Below are 21405 nucleotides of genomic sequence, written 5' to 3' on the forward strand. Positions count from 1 at the left end.
CCTTCGATGACATACGACCTCACCGCGCTGCGCGCCCGGATTCCCGCCCTGGCCGCCGGCACCGCGCACTTCGACGGCCCCGGCGGCACCCAGACGCCGCAGCCGGTCATCGACGCGATCAGCGCCGCGCTGTCCCGTCCCCTGTCGATACGCGGCGACGGCCTGCCCGGCGAGCGCAACGCCGAGACCCTCGTCGTCGAGGCCCGCCGCGCCCTGGCCGACCTGCTGGGCGCCGACCCGGCGGGCATCGTCTTCGGACGCAGCGCCACCCAGCTCACCTACGACTTCTCCCGCACCCTGGCCCGCACCTGGGCACCCGGCGACGAGGTCGTCGTCACGCGCCTGGACCACGACGCCAACATCCGCCCGTGGGTGCAGGCGGCCGAGCGGGCCGGCGTCACCGTCCGCCGGGCGGACTTCGACCCCGCCACCGGTGAACTGACCACCGACCACATCCGCGCGGTGCTCTCCGCACGCACCCGGCTGGTGGCGGTCACCGCCGCCTCCAACCTCATCGGGACCATCCCTCCGATCGCCGACATCGCCCGGATCGTGCACGAGGCGGGCGCCCTGCTGTACGTCGACGGCGTGCACTACACCGCGCACGCCCGGGTGGACGTCGAGGCGCTCGGCGCGGACTTCTACGTCTGTTCGCCGTACAAGTTCCTCGGCCCGCACCACGGTGTCCTGGCCGCCCGGCCCGCGCTGCTGGAGACGCTGCGCCCGGACAAACTGCTGCCGTCCACCGACGCGGTCCCGGAGCGTTTCGAACTCGGCACACTGCCCTACGAGTTCCTGGCCGGCACCCGCGCGGCCGTCGACTTCCTGGCCGACCTGGCCGGGCGGCCGGACGGCAGCCGCCGGGAACGGCTCGGCGCGGCCTTCGAGCGGATCGAGGAACACGAGGGCGTGCTGCGGGACCGGCTGGAGCGGGGCCTGGCCGCCCTCGACGCGGTCACCGTCCACTCGCGTGCGGCCCGGCGCACCCCGACGCTGCTCCTCACCCTCGACGGCCACCGCACCGAGGACGCCTACCGCTTCCTCGCCCGGCGCGGCGTCCACGCACCCTCCGGCTCGTTCTACGCCCTGGAGGCCTCCCGCCACCTCGGCCTCGGCGACAGCGGCGGCCTCCGGATCGGTCTGGCGCCCTACACCGGCGAGGAGGACGTCGACCGCCTCCTGGCGGGCCTGGCCGCCTTCCTGGACCCGGCGGCGGACGCGCATGGGTGACGCGGGCGGGGACGGTCTGACCTACGGCTGCCGCGGCGCCACCGCCCCGGACCTCGCCGTCTGGCCGGCCTCCCCGCCCGGTTTCCGGCGGTTCGAGACGTGCGTGCCGGTCGGACGCGGCGAGGACGTCTGGACGGCCGCCGCGGACGCGGTGCTGCGGTGGGAGGTCAAACGGCGCAGCGGCTTCACGGTCGCCGCGGCCGACGGGGGCGGCACCGCGGTGCGCGACGGAGGACGGTACACCGTCACCGCGGGCCTCGGCCGGCTCGCCGTCCGGGAGCCGGTCGAGGTCGTCGCCGTGGTGGACACCGGGGACCGGCGCGGTTTCGCCTACGGCACCCGCCGCGGCCACCCGGTCAGCGGGGAAGAGGCCTTCGTCGTGCACCGCGACGACGAAGGCCGGGTCTCGTTGACCTTGAGGTCCCTGACCCGGGCGGCGCCGGGCGGCCCCTGGCGTCCGCTCTTCCCCGTGCTGCTCCTGGCCCAGCGCGCCGCCCGGGCGCGCTACCTGCGCGCCCTGCCGTGACGCCCGGTCAGGAGTACAGCGCCTCGATCTCCTGCGCGTACGCCTCCTGCGCGGCGCGGCGTTTGACCTTCAGGGACGGTGTCAGCAGCCCGTTCTCCTCGGTGAACTCGCCGTCGACCAGGGTGAAGGCGCGGATGGACTCCGCGCGGGAGACGGCCTCGTTGGCGTAGTCGACGGCCCGCTGCACGTCGGCGCGCATCCGCGGGTCGCGGACCACCTCGGACATCGGGGTGTCGGCGGGCATCTTGCGCACCGACAGCCAGTGGGCGACCGTCTCGGGGTCGAGGGTGATCAGCGCGGCCACGAACGGGCGGTTGTCGCCGACGACGAGGCACTGGCCGACCGGCGGGCGGCTGCGCAGCCGGTCCTCCAGGACGGACGGGGAGACGTTCTTGCCGCCGGAGGTGACGATGATGTCCTTCTTGCGGCCGGTGATGGCCAGGTAGCCGTCCTCGTCCAGAAAACCGAGGTCTCCGGTGCGGAACCAGCCGTCGTCCAGCACCGCCCCGGTGGCGTCCGGGTTGTTCCAGTAGGAGCCGAAGACGATGCCGCCCTTGACGCACACCTCGCCGTCGTCGGCGATCCGCACCGCGGTGCCGGGGACGGGCAGGCCGACCGTGCCGGGCCGGGGGGAGAGCGGCGGCACGATGGTGGCGGCGGCGGTGGTCTCGGTCAGGCCGTAGCCCTCGTAGACCATGACCCCGGCCGCGTAGAAGAAGAGGTTGAGGTCGCGCTCCAGCGGGGAGCCGCCGCTGATGGCGTACCGCACACGCCCGCCGAGTTCCTTGCGGACCCTGCGGTAGACCAGCAGGTCGTACAGCGCCCAGGCGGCGTACAGGCCCGGGCCGGGGCCCTTGCCGCGGCCCAGGAACCGGTTGAGATGGGCCTCGCCGAACCGTACGGCGATGCGGTGGGCGCGCTCGAAGGAGGCGCCGCGGCCGAGCTTCTCGGCGGTGGCCCGGCCGGTGTCGTGGATCTTCTCGAAGAGGTAGGGGACACCGACCAGGAACGTGGGGCGGAACGCCTTGAGCGCGGGCCTGAGTTCGTCCGGCTTGATGCTCGGGAAGTGACCGATCTCGATGCGGCCCAGCAGACAGGCGATCTGGATGGTCCGGCCGAGGATGTGGGCGAGCGGGAGGAACAGCAGGGTCGAGGCGACCTGGTCCGTGACCTCCTTGAAGACCGGGTGCAGCAACTCGACGGTGTTGGCCGCCTCCGCGTGCAGGTTGGCGTGCGTGAGCACGCAGCCCTTGGGCCGTCCGGTGGTGCCGGAGGTGTAGCAGACGGTCGCGGCGGTGCCGGGGGTGAGCGCCGTACGGCGCTTGGTGACCTCCTCGTCGGCGACGTCCGCGCCGAGCGCCGTCAGGTCGGCGAGCCCGCCGGCGTCCAGTTCCCACACGCGCGGCGGCGCGGGGTGGACGGCGGTGGCGGTGGTGACGGTGGCGGTGTTCTGCGCGGTCTCCGTGACGACGTACCGGGCGCCGGAGTCCCGGACGATCCACTCGACCTGCTCCGCGGAGGACGTGGCGTAGACCGGCACCGACTGGCCGCCGGCGGACCAGATCGCGAAGTCCAGCACCGCCCACTCGTAGCGGGTGCGGGACATCACGGCGACCCGGTCGCCCGGCCCGAGGCCCGCCGCGATCAGCCCCTTGGCCACGGCGGTCACCTCCCGGGCGAAGTCCGCCGCCGTGACCGGGTGCCAGGTGCCGTGCTGCTCGCGCCGCAGCACCACCGCGTCGGGAGCCTCGGCCGCGTTGGTGTACGGGATGTCGGCGGTGGTACCGGTGGTCCGCCGGGGCGCGAGAGCCGCCGTGCGCGCCTCCCGCACGGTTCCCCGGGCGTCCCTGACGGTCTCGACTCCGGCGCGGTCGGCCAGGTCGGTGCGTCGTTTCGCCCGTTTCAGATCCTTGCGTACGCCCATGACGGCTCCCGGTCGCGGCTGATGCTGTCGTGCTGGTGCTGCCGTACTTACTTACTCGGGAGTCAACTTACTCATGCGTAAGAAGAAGTTTCAATGGCCGGGCCGCAGCCGACCGTCCCTCACCGGCCACGGGTCCTGACACGCCTGCGGGGCCGCCGATGGACGACGGCCCCGCGAAGGCGGTGGACCACGGCGGACCGTGGCGCGACGGTCAGCGCTCCTCGACCACCGTGAACCGCAGCGTCTCGGTGAAGGAGCGGCCGTGGGAGTCGGTCGCGGTCACCTTGGCGCGGTGGGTTCCCGCCTCGAGGCCGGAGGGCAGTTCCAGCCGCCACAGGTGCATGGTGCGGTCGGCCACGCTGCCGCCGTTGACCAACTGCTGGGCGGCCGCGTGCGGGTCGGACCACTCCGGACCGATCAGCTGGTCCTCACCGCGGGCCTGCTGGGTGCGCACGGCCTCGCGCGCACGGCCGCCGTCGATGCTGACCTTCACCTTCGAGCCGGTGGAGCCCATCCAGAAGTTGGTGGTCAGCCAGGTGGTGCCGGTCAGGTCGTCCCGGCTGACCACCGTCGGGTCGCCCAGCTCGGGGGCCTCGCCCTGCTTGTCCGCGTTCCAGGCCCGACGGTCGACGTACCACTGCCGGTAGGTGGGCGAGTTGACGCCGAGCTGCATCTGGACGTCGTCCTTCTCACCGGTGACGGTGAAGCGCTCCTCGAAGGAGTTGCCCTTGATGTCCAGGGTCAGCACGCCCGGGCGGGCACCGTCACGGCCGACGGCGACCGGGTAGCCCTTGTCCGTCAGCTCCCCGGAGTACCAGTCGCCGGAGATGGCACCGGCGGTGATGTGCGGGAAGGGCAGTCCCTCGACGCCGAAGAGGTCGCGCCAGCCCTTGAACAGGTCGCCGGTCTTCATGTTCTCGATCGAGTGGGTGTGCCCGGCCACCGAGACGGCCCTGCGGCCCTCCAGCAGGTCGTAGACCTCGCGGACCTGGTCGACCTGGTGGCGCGCGCTGCCCTCGTCGGCGAACGTCAGCAGCGGGATGTGCCCGGCCACGACGACCAGCTTGTCCGAGGGGACCTTCGCCAGGTCCTGCTCCAGCCACTCCAGCTGCTTCTCGTCGAGTCGGCCGTTGTAGGACGGGCTGTTCTCGGGGTCGTTGCAGTTGGTGTGGCGGCCGTCGGCGTTGTCGACGTCGGGGGTGCACGGGTAGCGCACGGTGTTGAGGGCGATAACGTGCGTCCGGCCGACGTCGTAGGAGTAGTAGGCCGGGGCCATCTGCGCCCGGAAGGTGTCGAAGGAGTGCTCGGCGGTCTTCGCGTCGAAGTCCAGGTCGTGGTTGCCGGGCAGGAAGCGCACCGGGCCGTTGAGTTCGGCGGTCAGCCCCTTGACGTCCGGGTACAGGGAGAGGTCGTCGCCCACCACGTCACCGATGAACAGGGCGCCGCAGCCGGTGTAGTCGTTGCGCCGGGACAGGTCGGAGATGGCTCCGGCGCGGGCGTAGCCGACCTCCTCCTTGTCGTAGGTCTGCAGGTCGCCGGCGATGAGGCAGTGCTGCTCGCGGTCCTTGGTGGCCCGGCTCTTCACCAGCGGGAAGTTGACGGCCTCGGGCAGCGGGCCGGTGGGCTCGATGCCGCCGTACCGCAGTTCGGGCGAACCGGCGGGCAGGTGGTTGTAGTGGAACTGGGCGACGTTGTGCTCGTCGACGGGCACCTGGTAGCCGGACGGCTGGGTGATGAAGACCGTCATGTTGTCGTAGGCGGGCAGCCGGTAGCGGCCGTGGCGGTCGGTGGTCACCACGTCGCGGCCGTTGGAGACCACCACGCCGGCCAGGCCGCGCTCGCGTCCGTCGCTGCGGCTGTCGCGGTCGCCGTCGAGGAACACCCGGCCGGTGAGCAGCCGTCCTTCGTCGGCGGTGTCCTCGTCGGCGGGCACGACCTCGACTTCGCCCCGGTAGGCGTTGGCGTCCCAGTCGTTGCTCTCGTGTCTGTCGTTCCGGTCCGCGTGCGCGGCGGTCGCGGGCGCGGCGGTCGCGGTCTGCACGGCCAGGGTGGTGAGCGTGGAACCTGCGATCGCCATCGCGCCGAGCACCGCGATCCCGGTGCGCATCGGCTTGGACGAGGGGCGAGAGAGTGGCACTGCTCCTGACACCTCCGTTGGTCTTCCGCTGAGTTGACGTCGCACTCCTGTGCGGGATGCCGGGCGCGAACACCCGGCGACCGTGACACTGTCCGCCGGAGCTGAACTGCGGGGGAGGGGAAGGCGAAGGGCCGGAAGACCGTGGGTCTCCATCGGGCCCGAATGCCCGCAGGAGGGGCAGAAGGGACACCGCCGTCGGGCGGGACGCCCGTCCCGTGCCGCGGGCGGTCTTCGCCGCCTATGCAATGCACCGAACGGAACGCGCCGAACGGTACGCGCCGAACGGTACGCGCCGAACGGGGGTTTCGACGCGGCGGGTCCCTGCTGCCGTGCGGCGCGCACGGCCTGGTGGCACGGGCGACTACCCGGGGGACACCGGTCCCGTCACGTCATGTCCTTGCCTCTTCGGGTGGTTGACGCCCGCGTCGGCGGCTGTGACGGCGCACACCGGATCCGGAAGAGTGGTGCCTGCACCACCTCGCCAGGGCAGTTGGCCGCATGGACCGGGAGTCACGGAGCCTCCTACGGTTGTCCCTTGGCGCGCAACCCGGTGGGCGTCGGTACGGCAAGGGAGTTGAGGTGCGGTCGTGTCAGTCGGGGCACCGCCCCGCGCGGGCCTGGGTGAGCAGGACGACCGGGCCGGCACGCTCCGTCGGCCGGGGCACCGGCCCCGGGACGGACCGCCGGGCGGACGCGGGACGCCGCACCCGGTGCTCCCGCTCCGGGAGGTGCGCACGGTGACGACCGACGACCGTCCGGCGGTCGGACGGCCCGGTCGGCCGACGGCCGCCTCCGCCCGCGCCCGGGCCGCGCTGGACGCCCTGGAGCACCTCGTCGGCGGCATGGGCACCGGCCTGCTGGCACTGCTCGCGCTGCTGTGGCTGACCCTGACCGCCGTGACCTGCCTCCTCGGGGTCGGCCTGGTGCTGCTGCCGTCCGCCCTGCACGCGGTGCGGGCCGTCGCCGACCGGGAGCGGGCCCGGCTGTCGCGGTGGGGTCCGGAGCTCATCGGCCCGGCGCCGCTGCCGGCCGGGCTGCGCGCCGCGCTCGCCGACCGGGCCGTTCGCCGCGAGGCACGCTGGGTGTGCTCCCACGCCACCTACGGCCTGCTCCTCGGCCTGATCGGAGCGACGCTGCCGCTCAACGCGGCACACGACACCGCCTTCCCGCTGTTCTGGCGGCTGCTGCCGGCGAACGACGCCACCGCCGCGGTGGGCTGGTGGATCGTGCGCGACTGGCCCGGCGCCCTGCTCGTCAGCCTGATCGGGCTGCTGTGGGTGGCCGTCATCGTGGCCTGCGCCCCCGCGCTCGCCCGCGGCCAGGCATGGCCCGGACGGCGGCTGCTGAGCCCCGACCCCGGGGCGGACCTCGCCCTGCGGGTCGCCGAGCTCACTGCCACCCGGGCCGCCGCGCTCGACGCCCACGCCACCGAACTGCGCCGCGTGGAGCGGGCGTTGCACGACGGCACCCAGAACCGCATCGTCGCGGTGACGGTGCTGCTCGGTGCGGCCCGGCGCGCCCTGTCCCGGAATCCGGAGGAGGCCGACGCCGTGCTGGCGCGCGCCCAGGACGCCGCCGAGCAGGCACTCGCCGAACTGCGGGCCGTCGTCCGCAGCATCCTGCCGCCTGTCCTGGCCGACCGCAGCCTGCCCGACGCCCTCACCGCCCTGGCCGCCGACTGCCCGGTCCCCTGCCGCGTCGACGCCGACCTGCCCGGCCGGTGCGCGGCGTCGGTGGAGGCGACGGCGTACTTCGCGGTCGCCGAGGCGCTCACCAACGTCGCCCGGCACAGCGGCGCGGGTGAGGCCGGCGTTCTGGTGCGCCGGGTGGGCGACCGGCTGTACGTGGAGATCCACGACGACGGCCGCGGCGGGGCGCGCGAGCACGGCGGAACCGGACTCACGGGCATCCGCCGACGCGTCGAGGCCCACGACGGAACCCTGCTGCTGGCCAGCCCTCCCGGCGGCCCCACTCTGGTGAAGGTGACCCTGCCGTGCGGATCGTGATCGCCGAGGACGACGCACTGCTGCGCGAAGGACTCGCGCTGCTGCTGCGCGCCGAGTCGCTGGAGGTGGTGGCCACGGCCGACGACCCCGGCACCTTCCTGGACGCCGTGGACGCGGGGGAGCCGGACGTGGCCATCGTCGACGTCCGGATGCCGCCCACCCACACCGACGAGGGCATCAAGGCGGCCGTGGAGGCACGGCGCCGCCGGCCCGGCCTCGCCGTGCTGGTGCTGTCCGCCTACGTCGAGCAGGCCTTCGCCACCGACCTGCTCGCCCAGGGCAGCGCCCGGCTCGGCTATCTGCTGAAGGAACGGGTCGGACGCGTCGAGGAGTTCCTCGACGCCCTGCACCGGGTCGCCCGCGGCGGCACCGCCATCGATCCCGAGGTCGTCGCCCAACTGCTCGCCCGCACCCGCCCGGACGACCGGCTGCGGCGGCTCAGCCCGCGCGAACGCGACGTCCTCGCCCTGATGGCGGAAGGGCTCGGCAACGCGGCCATCGCCGAACGGCTCGTCGTCACCGACGGCGCCGTCCACAAGCACATCCGCAGCATCTTCGCCAAGCTCGACCTGCCTCCCACCGACCGCGCGGACCGCCGCGTGGCCGCCGTCCTGCACTACCTGGACGACGCCAGACGCCGGGCGTGACACCTCGGCCCCCGGAAGCCGGGCCCGGCTTCCGAGGGCCTTTCGGGTTTCGGTGCCGGCCGGTCCTAGGCGGCCAGGCGCCGGGCCAGCTCCTTGGCCCGGGCGGCCGCGTCCTCGTGGGCGCGTTCGCGCGAGCTCTCGAAGAGCGGGACCAGCTCGGCCATCGCCGGGTTGTGCGGAGCCATGGTCAGCTCCGGGACGATGAACTCCAGGTCGAGCCCCAGGCCGTCGGCCAGTACCGCCCGCAGGTAGGTCTGGACGTACTCGAAGCCCTCCCGGGGCGTGCCCGGAGCGTAGGAGCCGCCGCGGCTGGCGATCACGGTGACCGGGGTGCCCTTGGCGGACTGGCTGTCACCCGCCGTCCGGCCCATGAGGATCACGTTGTCCAGCCACGCCTTGAGCGTCGAGGGGATCGTGAAGTTGTACATCGGGGCGCCGATCAGCAGCGCGTCCGCCTGCTCGAACTCCTCGATCAGCCGCAGCCGCTCGGCGAAGGCCGCCGCCTGTCCGGGAGTGTGCGACGCCGGATTTGCGAAGCCCGCGGTGTGGGCGTCGGCCGTGATGTGCGGGACGGGGTGCGCGGCGAGATCGCGGTGGATCACGGTGCCCTCGGGGTGCTGCTCCTGCCAGGCCTTGCGGAACGTCTCCGCCACCGCGCGGGACGCGGAGCCGGACGCCGGGAACAGGGACGAGTCGATGTGCAGAAGGGTGGCCATCGGGATCTTCTCCATGGACGCAGGAACGGGGACGCTCGAGCGCCACCGCTGAGTTTTCGTATTCGACTATGGATAACACAGGTACTTACTTTTTTTCACCCTCTTGTGGTGAGGTAGTACCCTGGAGGCATGGCGGTCGAGCGGGTTCACGAGGCATCGGCATGCAAGCGGGTGGACGGCGGCATCACCCGCGTCTTCCAGCTGCTCGGAAAGCGGTGGACGGGGCCGATCGTCGCCGTGCTGGTGGAGCAGCCCACGCACTTCGCCGACCTGCGCCGGGCGATCCCCGGGATCAGCGAGCGGATGCTCTCCGACCGGCTGACCGAGCTGGGCGCCGCCGGGCTGCTCGTCCGCGAGGTCGACGAGGGGCCCCCGCTGCGGGTCACCTACCGTCTGACGGAGTCGGGGGCGGCGCTGGAGCCGGCGCTCAAGGAACTCGGCAGGTGGGCCGAGACGCATCTGCCCGAGTCGGGGCCCTGTACGGAGCCGCCCGGCTGCTGAGACCGGTCGCAGGAGGGGCGTGACCGCTGCCGGCTTCGGGCTGGCTGCGGCAGGGGCCGGATGGCCGGACCCGCCCGCTCGCGGGGAGATGTTCCACGAGCGGCGGGAAAGGCTCGCGGCGAACGCCCCACGAGCGGCGGGAAAGGCTCGCGGCGAACGCCCCACGAGCGGCGGGAAAGGCTCGCGGCGAACGCCCCACGAGCGGCGGGGAAGGCTTGCGGCGAACGCCCCGCGAGCAACGGGGAAGGCTCGCGGGGAAACCCCGCGAGCGGCGCGGGACAGCGGACGTCGGTCAGTCGTTCCGGTCGCCGAGGGAGCGGCGAGTGACCCCGTCCAGGTGGCGGATGAAGACCTCGCGGGCGTCGGGCGTCAGGGTGCGCAGCGCCATCAGGGCCGTCACGGCGACGTCGCACAGCTCGGACCGGACGTCGTCCCAGGTGTGCGTGGTGCCCTTGCGCGGATTCTGGCCCGTCGCGCCGATCACGGCCTGGGCGACCTCGCCGACCTCCTCGGACAGTTTGAGAATGCGCAGCAGCAGCTGATCCGGGCCGTCGACGGGCCGGTGGGTGTCCAGCCAGCCGTGCAGGCCCTCGATGGACTCCCACAGGCCGGCGTCCGCGGCCCTCGGCGGTGGAGGAGACAGGTGATCGCTCATGGGGGAGAGCCTGGCACAGGCGACCGACACTCCCCGGCGGCCGAGCCGACCCGGCCGAGCAGCCGCCGCTACTCCTCGAACAGCGCCTCCTGCTCGCCCTCCCTGGACCTGCGCAGCCGCCGGCTGCGCGCCCCCACGGTCACCACCGTGGCCGCCGCGGCCACCGCGAACGCCACCGGGAGCATCCAGCCCCGGTTGACGGTGTGGCCGAGGGCGTGGTCCAGGGACAGCCGGCCGGGTCCCGTCACCGCGAGTCCGGCCGCCGTCAGTCCCAGCGAGGCGGCGTACTCGAAGCCGCCCTCCTGGTTGAAGAACCCGTTCGGCGCGTGCACGGCCGACGCCCCCGCCATCGCACCGGCCGCCGCCGCGCCGGCCGCCGGGGTGGCCAGGCCCAGCGCCAGCAGCGTGCCGCCGCCCGCCTCGGCGAGCCCCGCCGCCATCGCGCTGGTCCGGCCGGGGGCGTAACCGATGGACTCCATGAACTGGCCGGTGCCCTCGATGCCGCCCCCGCCGAACCAGCCGAACAGCTTCTGCGCTCCGTGCGCCGCGAGCACCCCGCCGGTTCCCAGCCGGAGCAGCAGCAGTCCCAGATCGCGTCGGTCGTAACAGGTCACGTCGTCTCCCGGGGCAGTGGCTTGCCCGACCACCGTCGCACCCGCACCGCCGGACCGGCCCGCCGCCGGTCGCCGTTCGGGTGACGCGGGTGGCGGACGCGGAAACCCGGGACGACGCTGAGGGGCATGACGATTCAGACCACCCGACTCAGCGACCCGGTCGTCCGGGCCTTCGTCACCGCCGTCAACAACCACGACCGCGAGGGCTTCATGGCCCTTCTCGCGCCCGGCGCCACCATGGCGGACGACGGCTCCGAGCGGGACCTCGACGAGTGGATCGACCGGGAGATCTTCTCCGCCAACGGCCACCTGGAGGTCGACAACGAGTCCGGCGGAGGCCGCCGCCTGCTCGCCCGCTACCGCAACGACACCTGGGGCGAGATGCGCACCCGCTGGTCCTTCACCGTCGACGACGACGGCCGTATCTCGCGCTTCGAGACCGGCCAGGCCTGACCTGCCGCAACGCCACAGCGACCCGCCGTCCGCGAAACGTCCGGCGCGTGAGGATCGGGTGAGGAGATGGTCACAGATCTCTCCCAGTCGCTGGTTGGCGGTTCAAGCAACGCGTTCAACTCGGCATTTGCCGCTCGGTTGGCTCCGACTTGGGCGGACGTTGTGGAGATGTGCCGCCCCGCCGCCTCTGACGTGCCGGGACACCATTGATCTGATCGCGACAAGTAGTCAGTCTTCTCGTCAGCCTCGGCGTGACACTGCGCCCGAGGTCAACCCCCCACACCTGACGAGGAGATCCCTCTTCATGACGCATCAGATGCGCTTCGTCGCGCTGAAGGTGACCGCCGCGGCGTGCGCGGTGACCGCCGCGACCACGGCCGCCCTGCTCGGGGCGTCGTCCGCCAACGCCGCGGAACCCGCCCAGGGCGCCGTGTACGGCATCAACGCCGCGGACGCCGTCGCCGGCAGCTACATCGTCGTGCTCGACAAGAAGACCACCTCCGCCGCCAAGAAGGACCTGGCCCAGGAGTACGGCGGCAAGCTCAGCCGGTCCTACGGCTCCGCGCTCGACGGCTTCGCCGCGTCCGGCCTGACGCAGACCGAGGCCAAGCGGCTCGCCGCCGACCCCGCGGTCGGCGCCGTCGTCGCCAACCGCACGGTGCACACCACCGCCACTCAGGACAACCCGCCCTCCTGGGGTCTGGACCGCGTCGACCAGGCGGACACCGCGGGCGACAGCAAGTACACCTACCCCGACCAGGCCGGAGAGGGCGTCACCGCCTACGTCATCGACACCGGCGTACGCATCAGCCACACGGACTTCGAGGGCCGCGCCAGCCACGGCTACGACGCCGTCGACAACGACGACACCGCCGACGACGGCAACGGCCACGGCACCCACGTGGCCGCCACCATCGCCGGAGCCGCGCACGGCGTCGCCAAGAAGGCGAACGTGGTCGCCGTCAGAGTCCTGGACGACAACGGCTCCGGCACCACCGAGCAGGTCATCGCCGGCATCGACTGGGTCACCGAGAACCACCAGGGGCCCTCCGTCGCCAACATGAGCCTCGGCGGTGGCGCCGACCCCGCCCTGGACGCGGCGGTCGCCAAGGCCATCGCCTCCGGCGTCACCTTCGCCGTGGCGGCCGGCAACGAGTCCACCGACGCCGGCCAGGGCTCCCCGGCGCGCGTGCCCGAGGCGATCACCGTCGCCTCCAGCACCGAGGACGACGCCCAGTCCGACTTCTCCAACTACGGTGCGGTCGTGGACGTCTACGCGCCCGGCTCCGACATCACCTCGGCGTGGAACGACAGCGACGAGGGCACCAAGACGATATCCGGCACCTCGATGGCCTCGCCCCACGTGGCCGGCGCGGCCGCCGTGTACCTGGCCGGCCACCCCGACGCCGCCCCGGCGGACGTGGCGACGGCGCTCACCGACGGCGCCACCCCCGACAAGATCAGCAACCCGGGCTCCGGCACGCCGAACAAGCTGCTGAAGATCACCGAGTAGTGCGCGGCACGGCCACGCGCGACTGACACCCGGAAGGGGCCACGGCGGAACACCCCGCCGTGGCCCCTTCCGCCGTCGGACGGCCCCGGCGTCAGGCACCGGAGAGTGGCCCGGTTCACATGGCGTCCCCGGCCCGCCGCCGACACGATGGTCTTCGTCACCGGCGAGCTGAAGGGATCGACCATGTTCCGCAAGGTGCTGGTAGCCAACCGAGGCGAGATCGCGATTCGGGCGTTCCGCGCGGGCTACGAGCTGGGTGCCCGAACCGTCGCCGTCTTCCCCCACGAGGACCGCAACTCGCTGCACCGGCTGAAGGCCGACGAGGCCTACGAGATCGGCGAGCCGGGACATCCGGTGCGCGCCTACCTCTCCGTGGAGGAGATCGTCGGCGCCGCTCGCAGAGCCGGCGCCGACGCCGTCTACCCGGGCTACGGGTTCCTCTCCGAGAACCCCGAACTGGCCCGGGCGTGCGAGGAGGCGGGCATCACCTTCGTCGGGCCGAGCGCCCCGATCCTGGAACTGACCGGGAACAAGGCCCGCGCCGTGGCCGCCGCCCGCGAGGCCGGCGTGCCGGTCCTCGGCTCCTCGGCGCCCTCCACCGACGTCGACGAACTCGTCCGCGCCGCCGACGACATCGGCTTCCCCGTCTTCGTCAAGGCGGTCGCCGGCGGCGGCGGGCGCGGCATGCGCCGCGTCGAGGAACCCGGCCGGCTCAGGGAGGCCGTCGAGGCGGCGTCCCGCGAGGCGGCCTCCGCGTTCGGCGACCCCACGGTGTTCCTGGAGAAGGCCGTCGTCGAACCGCGCCACATCGAGGTGCAGATCCTCGCCGACGGCGAGGGCAACGTCATCCACCTCTACGAGCGGGACTGCTCGGTGCAGCGCCGCCACCAGAAGGTCATCGAACTCGCGCCGGCACCGAACCTCGACCCGGAGCTGCGCGACCGCATCTGCGCCGACGCCGTGCGCTTCGCCCGGCGCATCGGCTACCGCAACGCCGGCACCGTGGAGTTCCTCCTCGACAGGGACGGCAACCACGTCTTCATCGAGATGAACCCGCGCATCCAGGTCGAGCACACGGTCACCGAGGAGGTCACCGACGTCGACCTGGTGCAGGCGCAGCTGCGCATCGCCGCCGGTGAGACGCTCGCCGACCTCGGCCTCACGCAGGACACCGTCACCCTGCGCGGCGCCGCACTGCAGTGCCGCATCACCACCGAGGACCCGGCCAACGGCTTCCGCCCGGACACCGGCCGCATCAGCGCCTACCGCTCGCCCGGCGGGTCCGGCATCCGCCTGGACGGCGGCACCACCCACGCCGGTACGGAGATCAGCGCCCACTTCGACTCGATGCTGGTGAAACTGACCTGCCGGGGCCGGGACTTCGCCGCCGCGGTGGGCCGCGCCCGGCGCGCGGTGGCCGAGTTCCGCATCCGGGGCGTCGCCACCAACATCCCCTTCCTCCAGGCCGTGCTGGACGACCCGGACTTCCGGGCCGGACGGGTCACCACCTCGTTCATCGAGCAGCGCCCGCAGCTGCTCACCGCCCGCCACTCCGCCGACCGCGGCACCAAACTGCTGACGTACCTCGCCGACGTCACCGTCAACAAGCCGCACGGCGAGCGGCCCGAGCTGATCGACCCGCTGACCAAGCTGCCGCCGCTGCCCGCCGGCCGGCCCCCGGCCGGCTCCCGGCAGCGGCTCGCCGAACTCGGCCCCGAGGGCTTCGCCCGCTGGCTGCGCGACTCCCCGGCCACCGGCGTCACCGACACCACCTTCCGTGACGCCCACCAGTCGCTGCTGGCCACCCGCGTGCGGACCAAGGACCTGCTCGCCGTCGCGCCCGCGGTCGCGCACACCCTGCCCGGGCTGCTCTCCCTGGAGTGCTGGGGCGGCGCCACCTACGACGTCGCGCTGCGCTTCCTCGCCGAGGACCCGTGGGAGCGCCTGGCCGCCCTGCGCGAAGCCGTACCGAACATCTGCCTGCAGATGCTGCTGCGCGGCCGTAACACCGTGGGCTACACCCCGTACCCGACGGAGGTCACCGACGCCTTCGTCCAGGAGGCGGCCGCCACCGGCATCGACGTCTTCCGCATCTTCGACGCGCTGAACGACGTCGACCAGATGCGGCCCGCCATCGACGCCGTACGCGAGACCGGCACGGCCGTCGCCGAGGTCGCCCTGTGCTACACCGCCGACCTGTCCGACCCGTCCGAGCGGCTCTACACCCTCGACTACTACCTGCGGCTGGCCGAGCGGATCGTCGAGGCGGGCGCCCACGTCCTGGCCGTCAAGGACATGGCCGGCCTGCTGCGCGCGCCCGCGGCGGCCACCCTGGTGTCGGCCCTGCGCCGGGAGTTCGACCTGCCGGTCCACCTGCACACCCACGACACCGCGGGCGGCCAGCTCGCCACCTACCTCGCGGCGATCCAGGCGGGCGCGGACGCGGTCGACGGAGCGGTGGCGTCCATGGCGGGCACCACCTCCCAGCCGTCGCTGTCGGCGATCGTCGCCGCCACCGACCACTCCGAGCGGCCCACCGGACTCGACCTCCAGGCCGTCGGCGACCTGGAGCCGTACTGGGAGAGCGTCCGCAAGGTGTACGCCCCCTTCGAGGCGGGCCTGGCCTCACCGACCGGCCGCGTCTACCACCACGAGATCCCCGGCGGGCAGCTGTCCAACCTGCGCACCCAGGCCATCGCGCTCGGCCTCGGCGACCGGTTCGAGGACATCGAGGCGATGTACGCCGCCGCCGACCGCATGCTCGGCCGCCTGGTCAAGGTCACCCCCTCCTCCAAGGTGGTCGGCGACCTGGCCCTGCACCTGGTCGGCGCGGGCGTGGCCCCGGCGGACTTCGAGGCGGAGCCCGGCCGGTTCGACATCCCCGACTCCGTCGTCGGCTTCCTGCGCGGAGAGCTGGGCACCCCGCCCGGCGGCTGGCCCGAACCGTTCCGCAGCAAGGCCCTGCGGGGCCGCGCCGAGCCCAAGCCGGTCGCGGAACTGACCGCCGACGACCGGGCCGGCCTGGCCAAGGACCGCCGCGCCACCCTCAACCGCCTGCTCTTCCCCGGCCCCACCCGGGAGTTCGAGACGCACCGCGGCAGCTTCGGCGACACCAGCGTCCTGGACAGCAAGGCCTTCTTCTACGGACTGCGCCCCGGCAAGGAGTACGCCGTCGACCTCGACCCCGGTGTGCGGCTGCTCATCGAACTCCAGGCCGTGGGCGAGGCCGACGAGCGCGGCATGCGCACCGTGATGGCCACCCTGAACGGCCAGCTGCGGCCGATCCAGGTCCGCGACCGGGCGGCGGCCTCCGACGTCCCGGTCACCGAGAAGGCCGACCGGTCCGACCCCGGCCACGTCGCGGCGCCGTTCGCCGGTGTGGTGACCCTCGCCGTCGCCGAGGGCGACGAGGTGGCGGCCGGAGCCACGGTGGCCACCATCGAGGCGATGAAGATGGAGGCCGCGATCACCGCCCCGAGGGCGGGCCGGGTGACGAGGCTGGCCATCAACCGCATCCAGCAGGTGGAGGGCGGAGACCTCCTGGTGCACATCGTCTGAGCGTGGCGAGCCCGGCCGGCCCGGACCGCCGCCGCCGGCCGGGCGGCCGAACCCCGACCGGCCGGTCCGGCGGTCCGGCGGATAGGGTCCGTCAGCATGTCGGAGAAACAGGGGGCGGACGGCCCTCCGGACGGACTGTGGGCCGCCTGCGCACTGGCGGCGTGCGCGGGCGTACTGGTCTGGATGCTCGGGTGGCTCACGGTCGGGGTGTCGGAGCTGGACGAGCGCTGCGCCCACGGGCTGGAAGGCCCCGGAGGCGACTTCCGGATGGAGCGCAGCAGCTTCCCGCCCGGCGAGCGCTGCGTGTTCGCCGACGGCACGACGGTCTCCTCCGGCGACGTCCTGGGCTGGGTGCTGTGGGCGTGCGTCGTGGTCGCGGCGGCCTGCGCCCTCCTGGCGGCGGTGCGCGAGTTCGCCGGGCTGCGGCAGCCGCGCTCCGTCGTACGGTTCGCGGTCATCGCCCTCGTCTCGTGCCTCGTCCTGGCCGCCCTGTGCGCGTTCGTGCCGCTGGCCGTGGCGCCGCCCGGCCGTGAACCGCTCTCCGTCTGCTCGGCGTTCACCACCGGCATCTACGAACGGGCCTACGAGGTGCGGCGGTCGGTGTTCCCCGTCCAGGCGACGTGCCTCTACCCCGGCGGAGCCCGCCACGACCTCGTGCCCGTGTGGTGGAGCCGGCTGGCCTGGGCCGCGCTCGGCGCGCTGCTGCTCGCCCTCCTCGGACTGGCGGGAGCCGTACGACGCCATGGCGGGCGGCCGCGCGTCCCGGAGCCGGACACCTCCTGAGCCGCGGCGCGGACCGGTCCCGGCGAGCGCTGCCGGCTCCCGCATCCGGCCGGACCGCCGCCGGACCGACGGCAATTCACTGGACAACACCGGCATCCGCGGCCAGCCTGGACGGGATGGAGCAGAAGGACATCTGGGACGCCGAGACCGCCCGGAACTACGACACGCCCGGAACCGGCATGTTCGCGCCCGAGGTGCTCGACCCGACCGTGGACCGCCTCGCCCGGCTGGCCGGCGAAGGCGCGGCACTGGAGTTCGCGATCGGGACCGGCCGGGTGGCCGTGCCGCTGGCCGCCCGCGGTGTGCCCGTCACCGGCATCGAGCTGTCCGGGCCGATGGTGGAGCAACTGCGCACCAAGGCCGACGAAACGACGATTCCCGTGGTCATCGGCGACATGGCGACCACCACCGCGCCCGGCGAGTACACCCTGGTCTACCTCGTCTTCAACACCATCTCCAACCTGCTCGAACAGGACCAGCAGGTCGCGTGCTTCCGCAACGCCGCCCGCCATCTGGCGCCCGGCGGACGCTTCGTGGTCGAGCTGTGGGTGCCCGAGCTGCGCAAGCTCCCGCCGGGCCGGACCGCCACCGTCTGGCAGTCCACGCCCGGATACATCGGCCTGGACACCTACGACGTCCTGCGCCAGCACGTCGTGTCGCACCACTTCCACTTCGACGGAACCCGCAAGGCACAGCTGTTCCGCAGCCCGCACCGCTACATCTGGCCGGCCGAACTGGACCTCATGGCCCAACTGGGTGGATTCGAGCTGGAGAGCAGGCACGCGGACTGGGCCGGCAGCCCTTTCACCGCCGAGTCCCCCTCGCACGTCTCCGTCTACCGACTCCCCGGCGCCGTGTAGCACCGCCGGGTTTCCCTCAAGTGCCGCCCAGGGCGCGCCGGTTCCGGCGCGCCCTTCCCATTGCCCGACACGGCACGGACTTTGAACTCATCGATGACAAAGTATGGACGTGCCCAGCAGAAGTCTCCTAGCGTGTGCGCCGCAACCGTTGGCATTTTTCGCTACCGGAGTTTTCCGGCCCTCCGGTCGAACCCACAGGAGGAAGCATGAGCGCACGGCTGCCCCAGCGCGCCCGAAGATGCCTGACAGGGCTGCTCGTGGGCGCGTTCTTCGCGGGCGGGCTCTTGGGTTCACCCCTGGCCTCGGCGCAGCCGGGCTCCGCGGCGCGGGCCGACGTGCCGCCGCAGGAACCCGGTGTCACCCTGCGCGTCTTCGACGTCCAGGTCCCGCTGGACAAGATCTGCACCCTCAAGCCCGGGCAGACCCCCAACGTCGACCGGCTGATGCCGACCATCGACTGGAAGACCACCGACGACTTCGGCGGCTTCAGCGACAACTTCGTCACCCAGGTCGTCGGCAACATCCACATCCCGGCGGACGGTTCCTACACCTTCCGCCTGACCAGCGACGACGGGTCCCGTCTGCTCATCGATGACAACGTAGTCATCGATCATGACGGACTGCACGGCGCCGAGCCCAAGGACGGCACCGTCCAGCTCACCGAGGGCATGCACGCGCTGCGCATCGACCACTTCGAGCGCGGCGGCGACCAGCAGATCACCCTCGCTTGGCAGCCTCCGGGCGCCGCCGGGTTCGAGACCGTCCCGGGCACCGCGCTGAGCACCGACGCGGGCGTGGTGCGGGTGACCGCACCCGGCCGCAAGGAGTGCGAGGGCTTCCGGGACTCGCCGGGCGACGGCCTGCCGCTCAACTCCGTGCGCCCCGACCACACCCTCACCGACCTGCGGCCCGAGGGCTTCGAACCGCAGGTCACCGGCATGGACTGGCTGCCCGACGGCCGTCTGGTGGTGAGCACCTGGGGCGGCACCGACAACACGGACGGCGAGGTCTACGTCCTCGACGACACCGCGGGCAGCACGGGCCCCGACAAGGTGAAGGCGACGAAGATCGCCGAGGGCCTCAAGGAGCCGATGGGCCTGAAGGTCGTCGACGGCACCATCTTCGTGTCCCAGAAGCACGAGCTGACGGAGCTGGGCGACACCGACGGCGACGGCGTCATGGACCGGACCAGGACGATCGCCACCTGGCCCTACGGCGGCAACTTCCACGAGTTCGCCTTCGGCCTGCTCTACCGCGACGGGTACTTCTACCTGAACCTGTCCGTCGCCATCAACTACGGCGGCGCCACCACCGATCCGCAGCCGGCTCCCGGCCGCGGCACCACCGTCAAGGTGAACCGCAAGACCGGCAAGGTCAGTTACATCGCCGGTGGCCTCCGCACACCGAACGGCATCGGCTGGGGTCCCGGCGGCGACATCTTCGCCACGGACAACCAGGGCGGCTGGCTGCCCGCGTCGAAACTGGTCCACGTCAAGCAGGACCGCTTCTTCAACCACTACACCAACCCCGCCGGCCCCTTCGACTCCGAGCCGGTGACCCGGCCGGTGCTCTGGCTGCCGCAGAACGAGATCGCCAACTCGCCCAGCACACCCCTGTACCTGACCAAGGGCAGGTTCGCCGGGCAGATGCTCTTCGGCGACGTCACCTACGGCGGAATCCAGCGCGCCTACCTGGAGAAGGTCAAGGGCCAGTACCAGGGCGCGGTGTTCCGCTTCACCCAGGGCCTCGAAGCCGGCGTGAACCGCATCGCGATGGGCCCCGACGGCGCCATCTACGCGGGCGGTCTGGGCGCGGACGGCAACTGGGGCCAGGAGGGCAAGCTCAAGTACGGCCTCCAGAAGCTGTCCCCGAACGGCGGCAACACCTTCGACATCCAGGCGATGCGGGCGAAGAAGGGCGGCTTCGAGCTGGAGTACACCCAGCCGCTGTCGCAGGAGACCGCCGACGGCCTGGCCGCCCACTACGAGGTCCAGCAGTGGCGCTACACCCCGACGAAGGACTACGGCGGCCCCAAGATCGCCGAGGAGACCCTGAAGGTGACGTCCGCGAAGCTGTCGGACGACCGCAAGAAGGTGACCCTCGCCATCGAGGGCCTCAAGCCGGACCGCGTGGTGCACGTCCGCTCCCCGCGCCCGTTCAGCTCCGCGTCGGGTGAGTCCCTGTGGAGCACGGAGGCCTGGTACACGCTGAACGCCCTGCCGGGCAAGCAGCCCGCGCCGTCGCCGGTGTACGAGGCCGAGGAGGCCGCGCTCACCGGTCCGGTCGGCATCAACACCGACCACCGGGGCTACTCCGGCAGCGGCTTCGTCGACCGGTACGGCACCCAGGGCGGCACGACCACGTTCGACGTCGAGGTGTCCGAGAGCGGCACGTACGACGTGGGTCTGCGCTACTCCAACGGCCCCGACCCCTTCCGGGGCACCAAGTCCCTCTCCCTGTACGTCAACGGCAAGAAGGTGAAGCAGACCAAGCTGCGCGACACCGGCAACTGGGACACCTGGTCGACACAGCGCGAGGCCGTACCCCTGCGGGCCGGCCACAACACCGTCGCCTACCGGTACGACGAGGGCGACACCGGTCACGTCAACCTCGACCTCATCACCGTCGACCCGCAGGGCGCCCCCGTCACCCTGTTCGACGGCGACGGCCTGGACCGCTGGCAGCACACCGACGGGCGCCCCGTGCAGTGGCCCGTCTCCGACGGCGCGATGGAGGTGTGCTGCGGCGACATCCGCACCAAGGACAGCTACGACGACTTCAAGCTGCACGTGGAGTTCCGGCTGCCCCAGCTTCCGCCGGACGTGACCGGACAGGACCGCGCCAACAGCGGCGTCTACCTCCAGGACCGCTACGAACTCCAGATCCTGGACTCCTTCGGTGACACCACACTCGACACCAACGAGGCAGGAGCGATCTATCTGAAGAAGGCACCCGACGTGAACGCCGCCACGGCGCCCGAGACGTGGCAGTCGTACGACATCGTCTTCCGCGCGGCCCGCTACGACGCCGAGGGCAGGAAGACGGCGGACGCCCGGGTCACCGTGATCTGGAACGGCAAGAAGATCCACGACGACGTCGCGATCGACAGCCCGACCGGAGGCGGAGCCGCCGAGGGCCCGGCGGCCGGCGCGATCCGGCTGCAGGACCACGGGAACAAGGTGCTGTACCGCAACATCACCGTCGAGCCGCTCGACTAGAACCGGGCTCCCCGGGTGCCGGTGTCCTGTCGTCCCGAGCGGACGGCAGGACACCGGACGTCCC

16 protein-coding genes are annotated in these 21405 nt (G+C 72.5%); 11 read left to right on the plus strand and 5 right to left on the minus strand.

Annotated features, from left to right (window positions below; genetic code table 11):
- The first annotated feature begins 6 nt into the window (after positions 1 to 6).
- The gene (locus FGW31_RS33695) at positions 7 to 1230 is read left to right on the plus strand and encodes a cysteine desulfurase-like protein (RefSeq protein ID WP_142197407.1); all 1224 of its coding nucleotides are present in this window, start codon (positions 7 to 9) and stop codon (positions 1228 to 1230) included.
- Positions 1223 to 1756 (plus strand): DUF1990 family protein, encoded by a 534-nt coding sequence (locus FGW31_RS33700; RefSeq protein WP_142197408.1) that lies wholly within the window; start codon positions 1223 to 1225, stop codon positions 1754 to 1756. The genes FGW31_RS33695 and FGW31_RS33700 overlap by 8 nt, the downstream gene beginning before the upstream one ends.
- Positions 1757 to 1763: 7 nt before the next feature.
- Here FGW31_RS33700 and FGW31_RS33705 read toward each other — a convergent pair whose 3' ends face one another.
- Positions 1764 to 3680: an AMP-dependent synthetase/ligase gene (locus tag FGW31_RS33705; RefSeq protein WP_142197409.1), complete on the minus strand. Its 1917-nt coding sequence runs from the start codon at positions 3678 to 3680 to the stop codon at positions 1764 to 1766.
- Positions 3681 to 3891: 211 nt separating this feature from the next.
- Positions 3892 to 5817, minus strand: coding sequence for a calcineurin-like phosphoesterase C-terminal domain-containing protein (locus tag FGW31_RS33710; RefSeq protein WP_220450367.1), 1926 nt, complete (start codon positions 5815 to 5817; stop codon positions 3892 to 3894).
- 737 nt (positions 5818 to 6554) lie between these two features.
- Between FGW31_RS33710 and FGW31_RS33715 the strand changes: the two genes are divergently transcribed.
- Both FGW31_RS33715 and FGW31_RS33720 read left to right on the plus strand, forming a co-directional pair.
- Positions 6555 to 7823, plus strand: a complete 1269-nt coding sequence (locus tag FGW31_RS33715) for a sensor histidine kinase (RefSeq protein WP_142197410.1) — start codon at positions 6555 to 6557, stop codon at positions 7821 to 7823.
- A complete protein-coding gene (locus FGW31_RS33720; RefSeq protein ID WP_142197411.1) occupies positions 7811 to 8470 on the plus strand; it encodes a response regulator in 660 nt (219 codons plus the stop codon). Before FGW31_RS33715 ends, FGW31_RS33720 begins: the two co-directional genes overlap by 13 nt.
- 65 nt (positions 8471 to 8535) lie before the next feature.
- On the opposite strand, the gene FGW31_RS33725 is transcribed toward FGW31_RS33720, so the two are convergent.
- Positions 8536 to 9186: an FMN-dependent NADH-azoreductase gene (locus tag FGW31_RS33725; RefSeq protein WP_142197412.1), complete on the minus strand. Its 651-nt coding sequence runs from the start codon at positions 9184 to 9186 to the stop codon at positions 8536 to 8538.
- A gap of 129 nt (positions 9187 to 9315) precedes the next feature.
- Here FGW31_RS33725 and FGW31_RS33730 point away from each other — a divergent pair, with 129 nt between their 5' ends.
- The gene (locus FGW31_RS33730) at positions 9316 to 9687 is read left to right on the plus strand and encodes a winged helix-turn-helix transcriptional regulator (protein ID WP_142197413.1); all 372 of its coding nucleotides are present in this window, start codon (positions 9316 to 9318) and stop codon (positions 9685 to 9687) included.
- A gap of 292 nt (positions 9688 to 9979) precedes the next feature.
- Here FGW31_RS33730 and FGW31_RS33735 read toward each other — a convergent pair whose 3' ends face one another.
- Both FGW31_RS33735 and FGW31_RS33740 read right to left on the minus strand, forming a co-directional pair.
- On the minus strand, positions 9980 to 10342 hold the full coding sequence (locus FGW31_RS33735; RefSeq protein WP_142197414.1) for a MazG-like family protein: 363 nt from the start codon (positions 10340 to 10342) through the stop codon (positions 9980 to 9982).
- A gap of 68 nt (positions 10343 to 10410) precedes the next feature.
- Positions 10411 to 10956, minus strand: coding sequence for a DoxX family protein (locus FGW31_RS33740; protein ID WP_142197415.1), 546 nt, complete (start codon positions 10954 to 10956; stop codon positions 10411 to 10413).
- 126 nt (positions 10957 to 11082) lie between these two features.
- Here FGW31_RS33740 and FGW31_RS33745 point away from each other — a divergent pair, with 126 nt between their 5' ends.
- The 6 genes from FGW31_RS33745 (at position 11083) to FGW31_RS33770 (ending at position 21341) form a co-directional block, all read left to right on the plus strand.
- Entirely contained in the window at positions 11083 to 11409 is a 327-nt protein-coding gene (locus tag FGW31_RS33745) for a nuclear transport factor 2-like protein (protein ID WP_142197416.1), read from the plus strand.
- A 304-nt stretch (positions 11410 to 11713) separates the two neighbouring features.
- The gene (locus tag FGW31_RS33750) at positions 11714 to 12922 is read left to right on the plus strand and encodes a S8 family peptidase (RefSeq protein ID WP_142197417.1); all 1209 of its coding nucleotides are present in this window, start codon (positions 11714 to 11716) and stop codon (positions 12920 to 12922) included.
- A 183-nt stretch (positions 12923 to 13105) separates the two neighbouring features.
- Positions 13106 to 16480 (plus strand): pyruvate carboxylase, encoded by a 3375-nt coding sequence (locus FGW31_RS33755; protein ID WP_142197492.1) that lies wholly within the window; start codon positions 13106 to 13108, stop codon positions 16478 to 16480.
- Positions 16481 to 16576: 96 nt separating this feature from the next.
- The gene (locus tag FGW31_RS33760; protein ID WP_142197418.1) at positions 16577 to 17263 is read left to right on the plus strand and encodes a hypothetical protein; all 687 of its coding nucleotides are present in this window, start codon (positions 16577 to 16579) and stop codon (positions 17261 to 17263) included.
- Between the two features lie 116 nt (positions 17264 to 17379).
- Positions 17380 to 18123 carry a class I SAM-dependent DNA methyltransferase gene (locus tag FGW31_RS33765; protein ID WP_142197419.1) on the plus strand — a complete coding sequence of 248 codons (744 nt, stop codon included), beginning with the start codon at positions 17380 to 17382 and terminating at the stop codon, positions 18121 to 18123.
- A 206-nt stretch (positions 18124 to 18329) separates the two neighbouring features.
- On the plus strand, positions 18330 to 21341 hold the full coding sequence (locus tag FGW31_RS33770) for a family 16 glycoside hydrolase (protein WP_142197420.1): 3012 nt from the start codon (positions 18330 to 18332) through the stop codon (positions 21339 to 21341).
- The last annotated feature ends 64 nt before the right edge of the window (positions 21342 to 21405 follow it).

It is taken from the genome of Streptomyces calvus (assembly GCF_006782915.1).
Lineage (GTDB): Bacteria > Actinomycetota > Actinomycetes > Streptomycetales > Streptomycetaceae > Streptomyces > Streptomyces calvus.

Bases quoted from the DNA above. Each gene is read 5' to 3' on its own strand.
- FGW31_RS33695 (WP_142197407.1), top strand. From the start codon at position 7: ATGACATACGACCTCACCGCGCTGCGCGCCCGGATTCCCGCCCTGGCC.
- FGW31_RS33760 (WP_142197418.1), top strand. From the start codon at position 16,577: ATGTCGGAGAAACAGGGGGCGGACGGCCCTCCGGACGGACTGTGGGCC.
- FGW31_RS33705 (WP_142197409.1), bottom strand. From the start codon at position 3,680: ATGGGCGTACGCAAGGATCTGAAACGGGCGAAACGACGCACCGACCTG.
- FGW31_RS33765 (WP_142197419.1), top strand. From the start codon at position 17,380: ATGGAGCAGAAGGACATCTGGGACGCCGAGACCGCCCGGAACTACGAC.
- FGW31_RS33735 (WP_142197414.1), bottom strand. From the start codon at position 10,342: ATGAGCGATCACCTGTCTCCTCCACCGCCGAGGGCCGCGGACGCCGGC.
- FGW31_RS33700 (WP_142197408.1), top strand. From the start codon at position 1,223: ATGGGTGACGCGGGCGGGGACGGTCTGACCTACGGCTGCCGCGGCGCC.
- FGW31_RS33745 (WP_142197416.1), top strand. From the start codon at position 11,083: ATGACGATTCAGACCACCCGACTCAGCGACCCGGTCGTCCGGGCCTTC.
- FGW31_RS33750 (WP_142197417.1), top strand. From the start codon at position 11,714: ATGACGCATCAGATGCGCTTCGTCGCGCTGAAGGTGACCGCCGCGGCG.
- FGW31_RS33755 (WP_142197492.1), top strand. From the start codon at position 13,106: ATGTTCCGCAAGGTGCTGGTAGCCAACCGAGGCGAGATCGCGATTCGG.
- FGW31_RS33730 (WP_142197413.1), top strand. From the start codon at position 9,316: ATGGCGGTCGAGCGGGTTCACGAGGCATCGGCATGCAAGCGGGTGGAC.
- FGW31_RS33770 (WP_142197420.1), top strand. From the start codon at position 18,330: ATGAGCGCACGGCTGCCCCAGCGCGCCCGAAGATGCCTGACAGGGCTG.
- FGW31_RS33725 (WP_142197412.1), bottom strand. From the start codon at position 9,186: ATGGCCACCCTTCTGCACATCGACTCGTCCCTGTTCCCGGCGTCCGGC.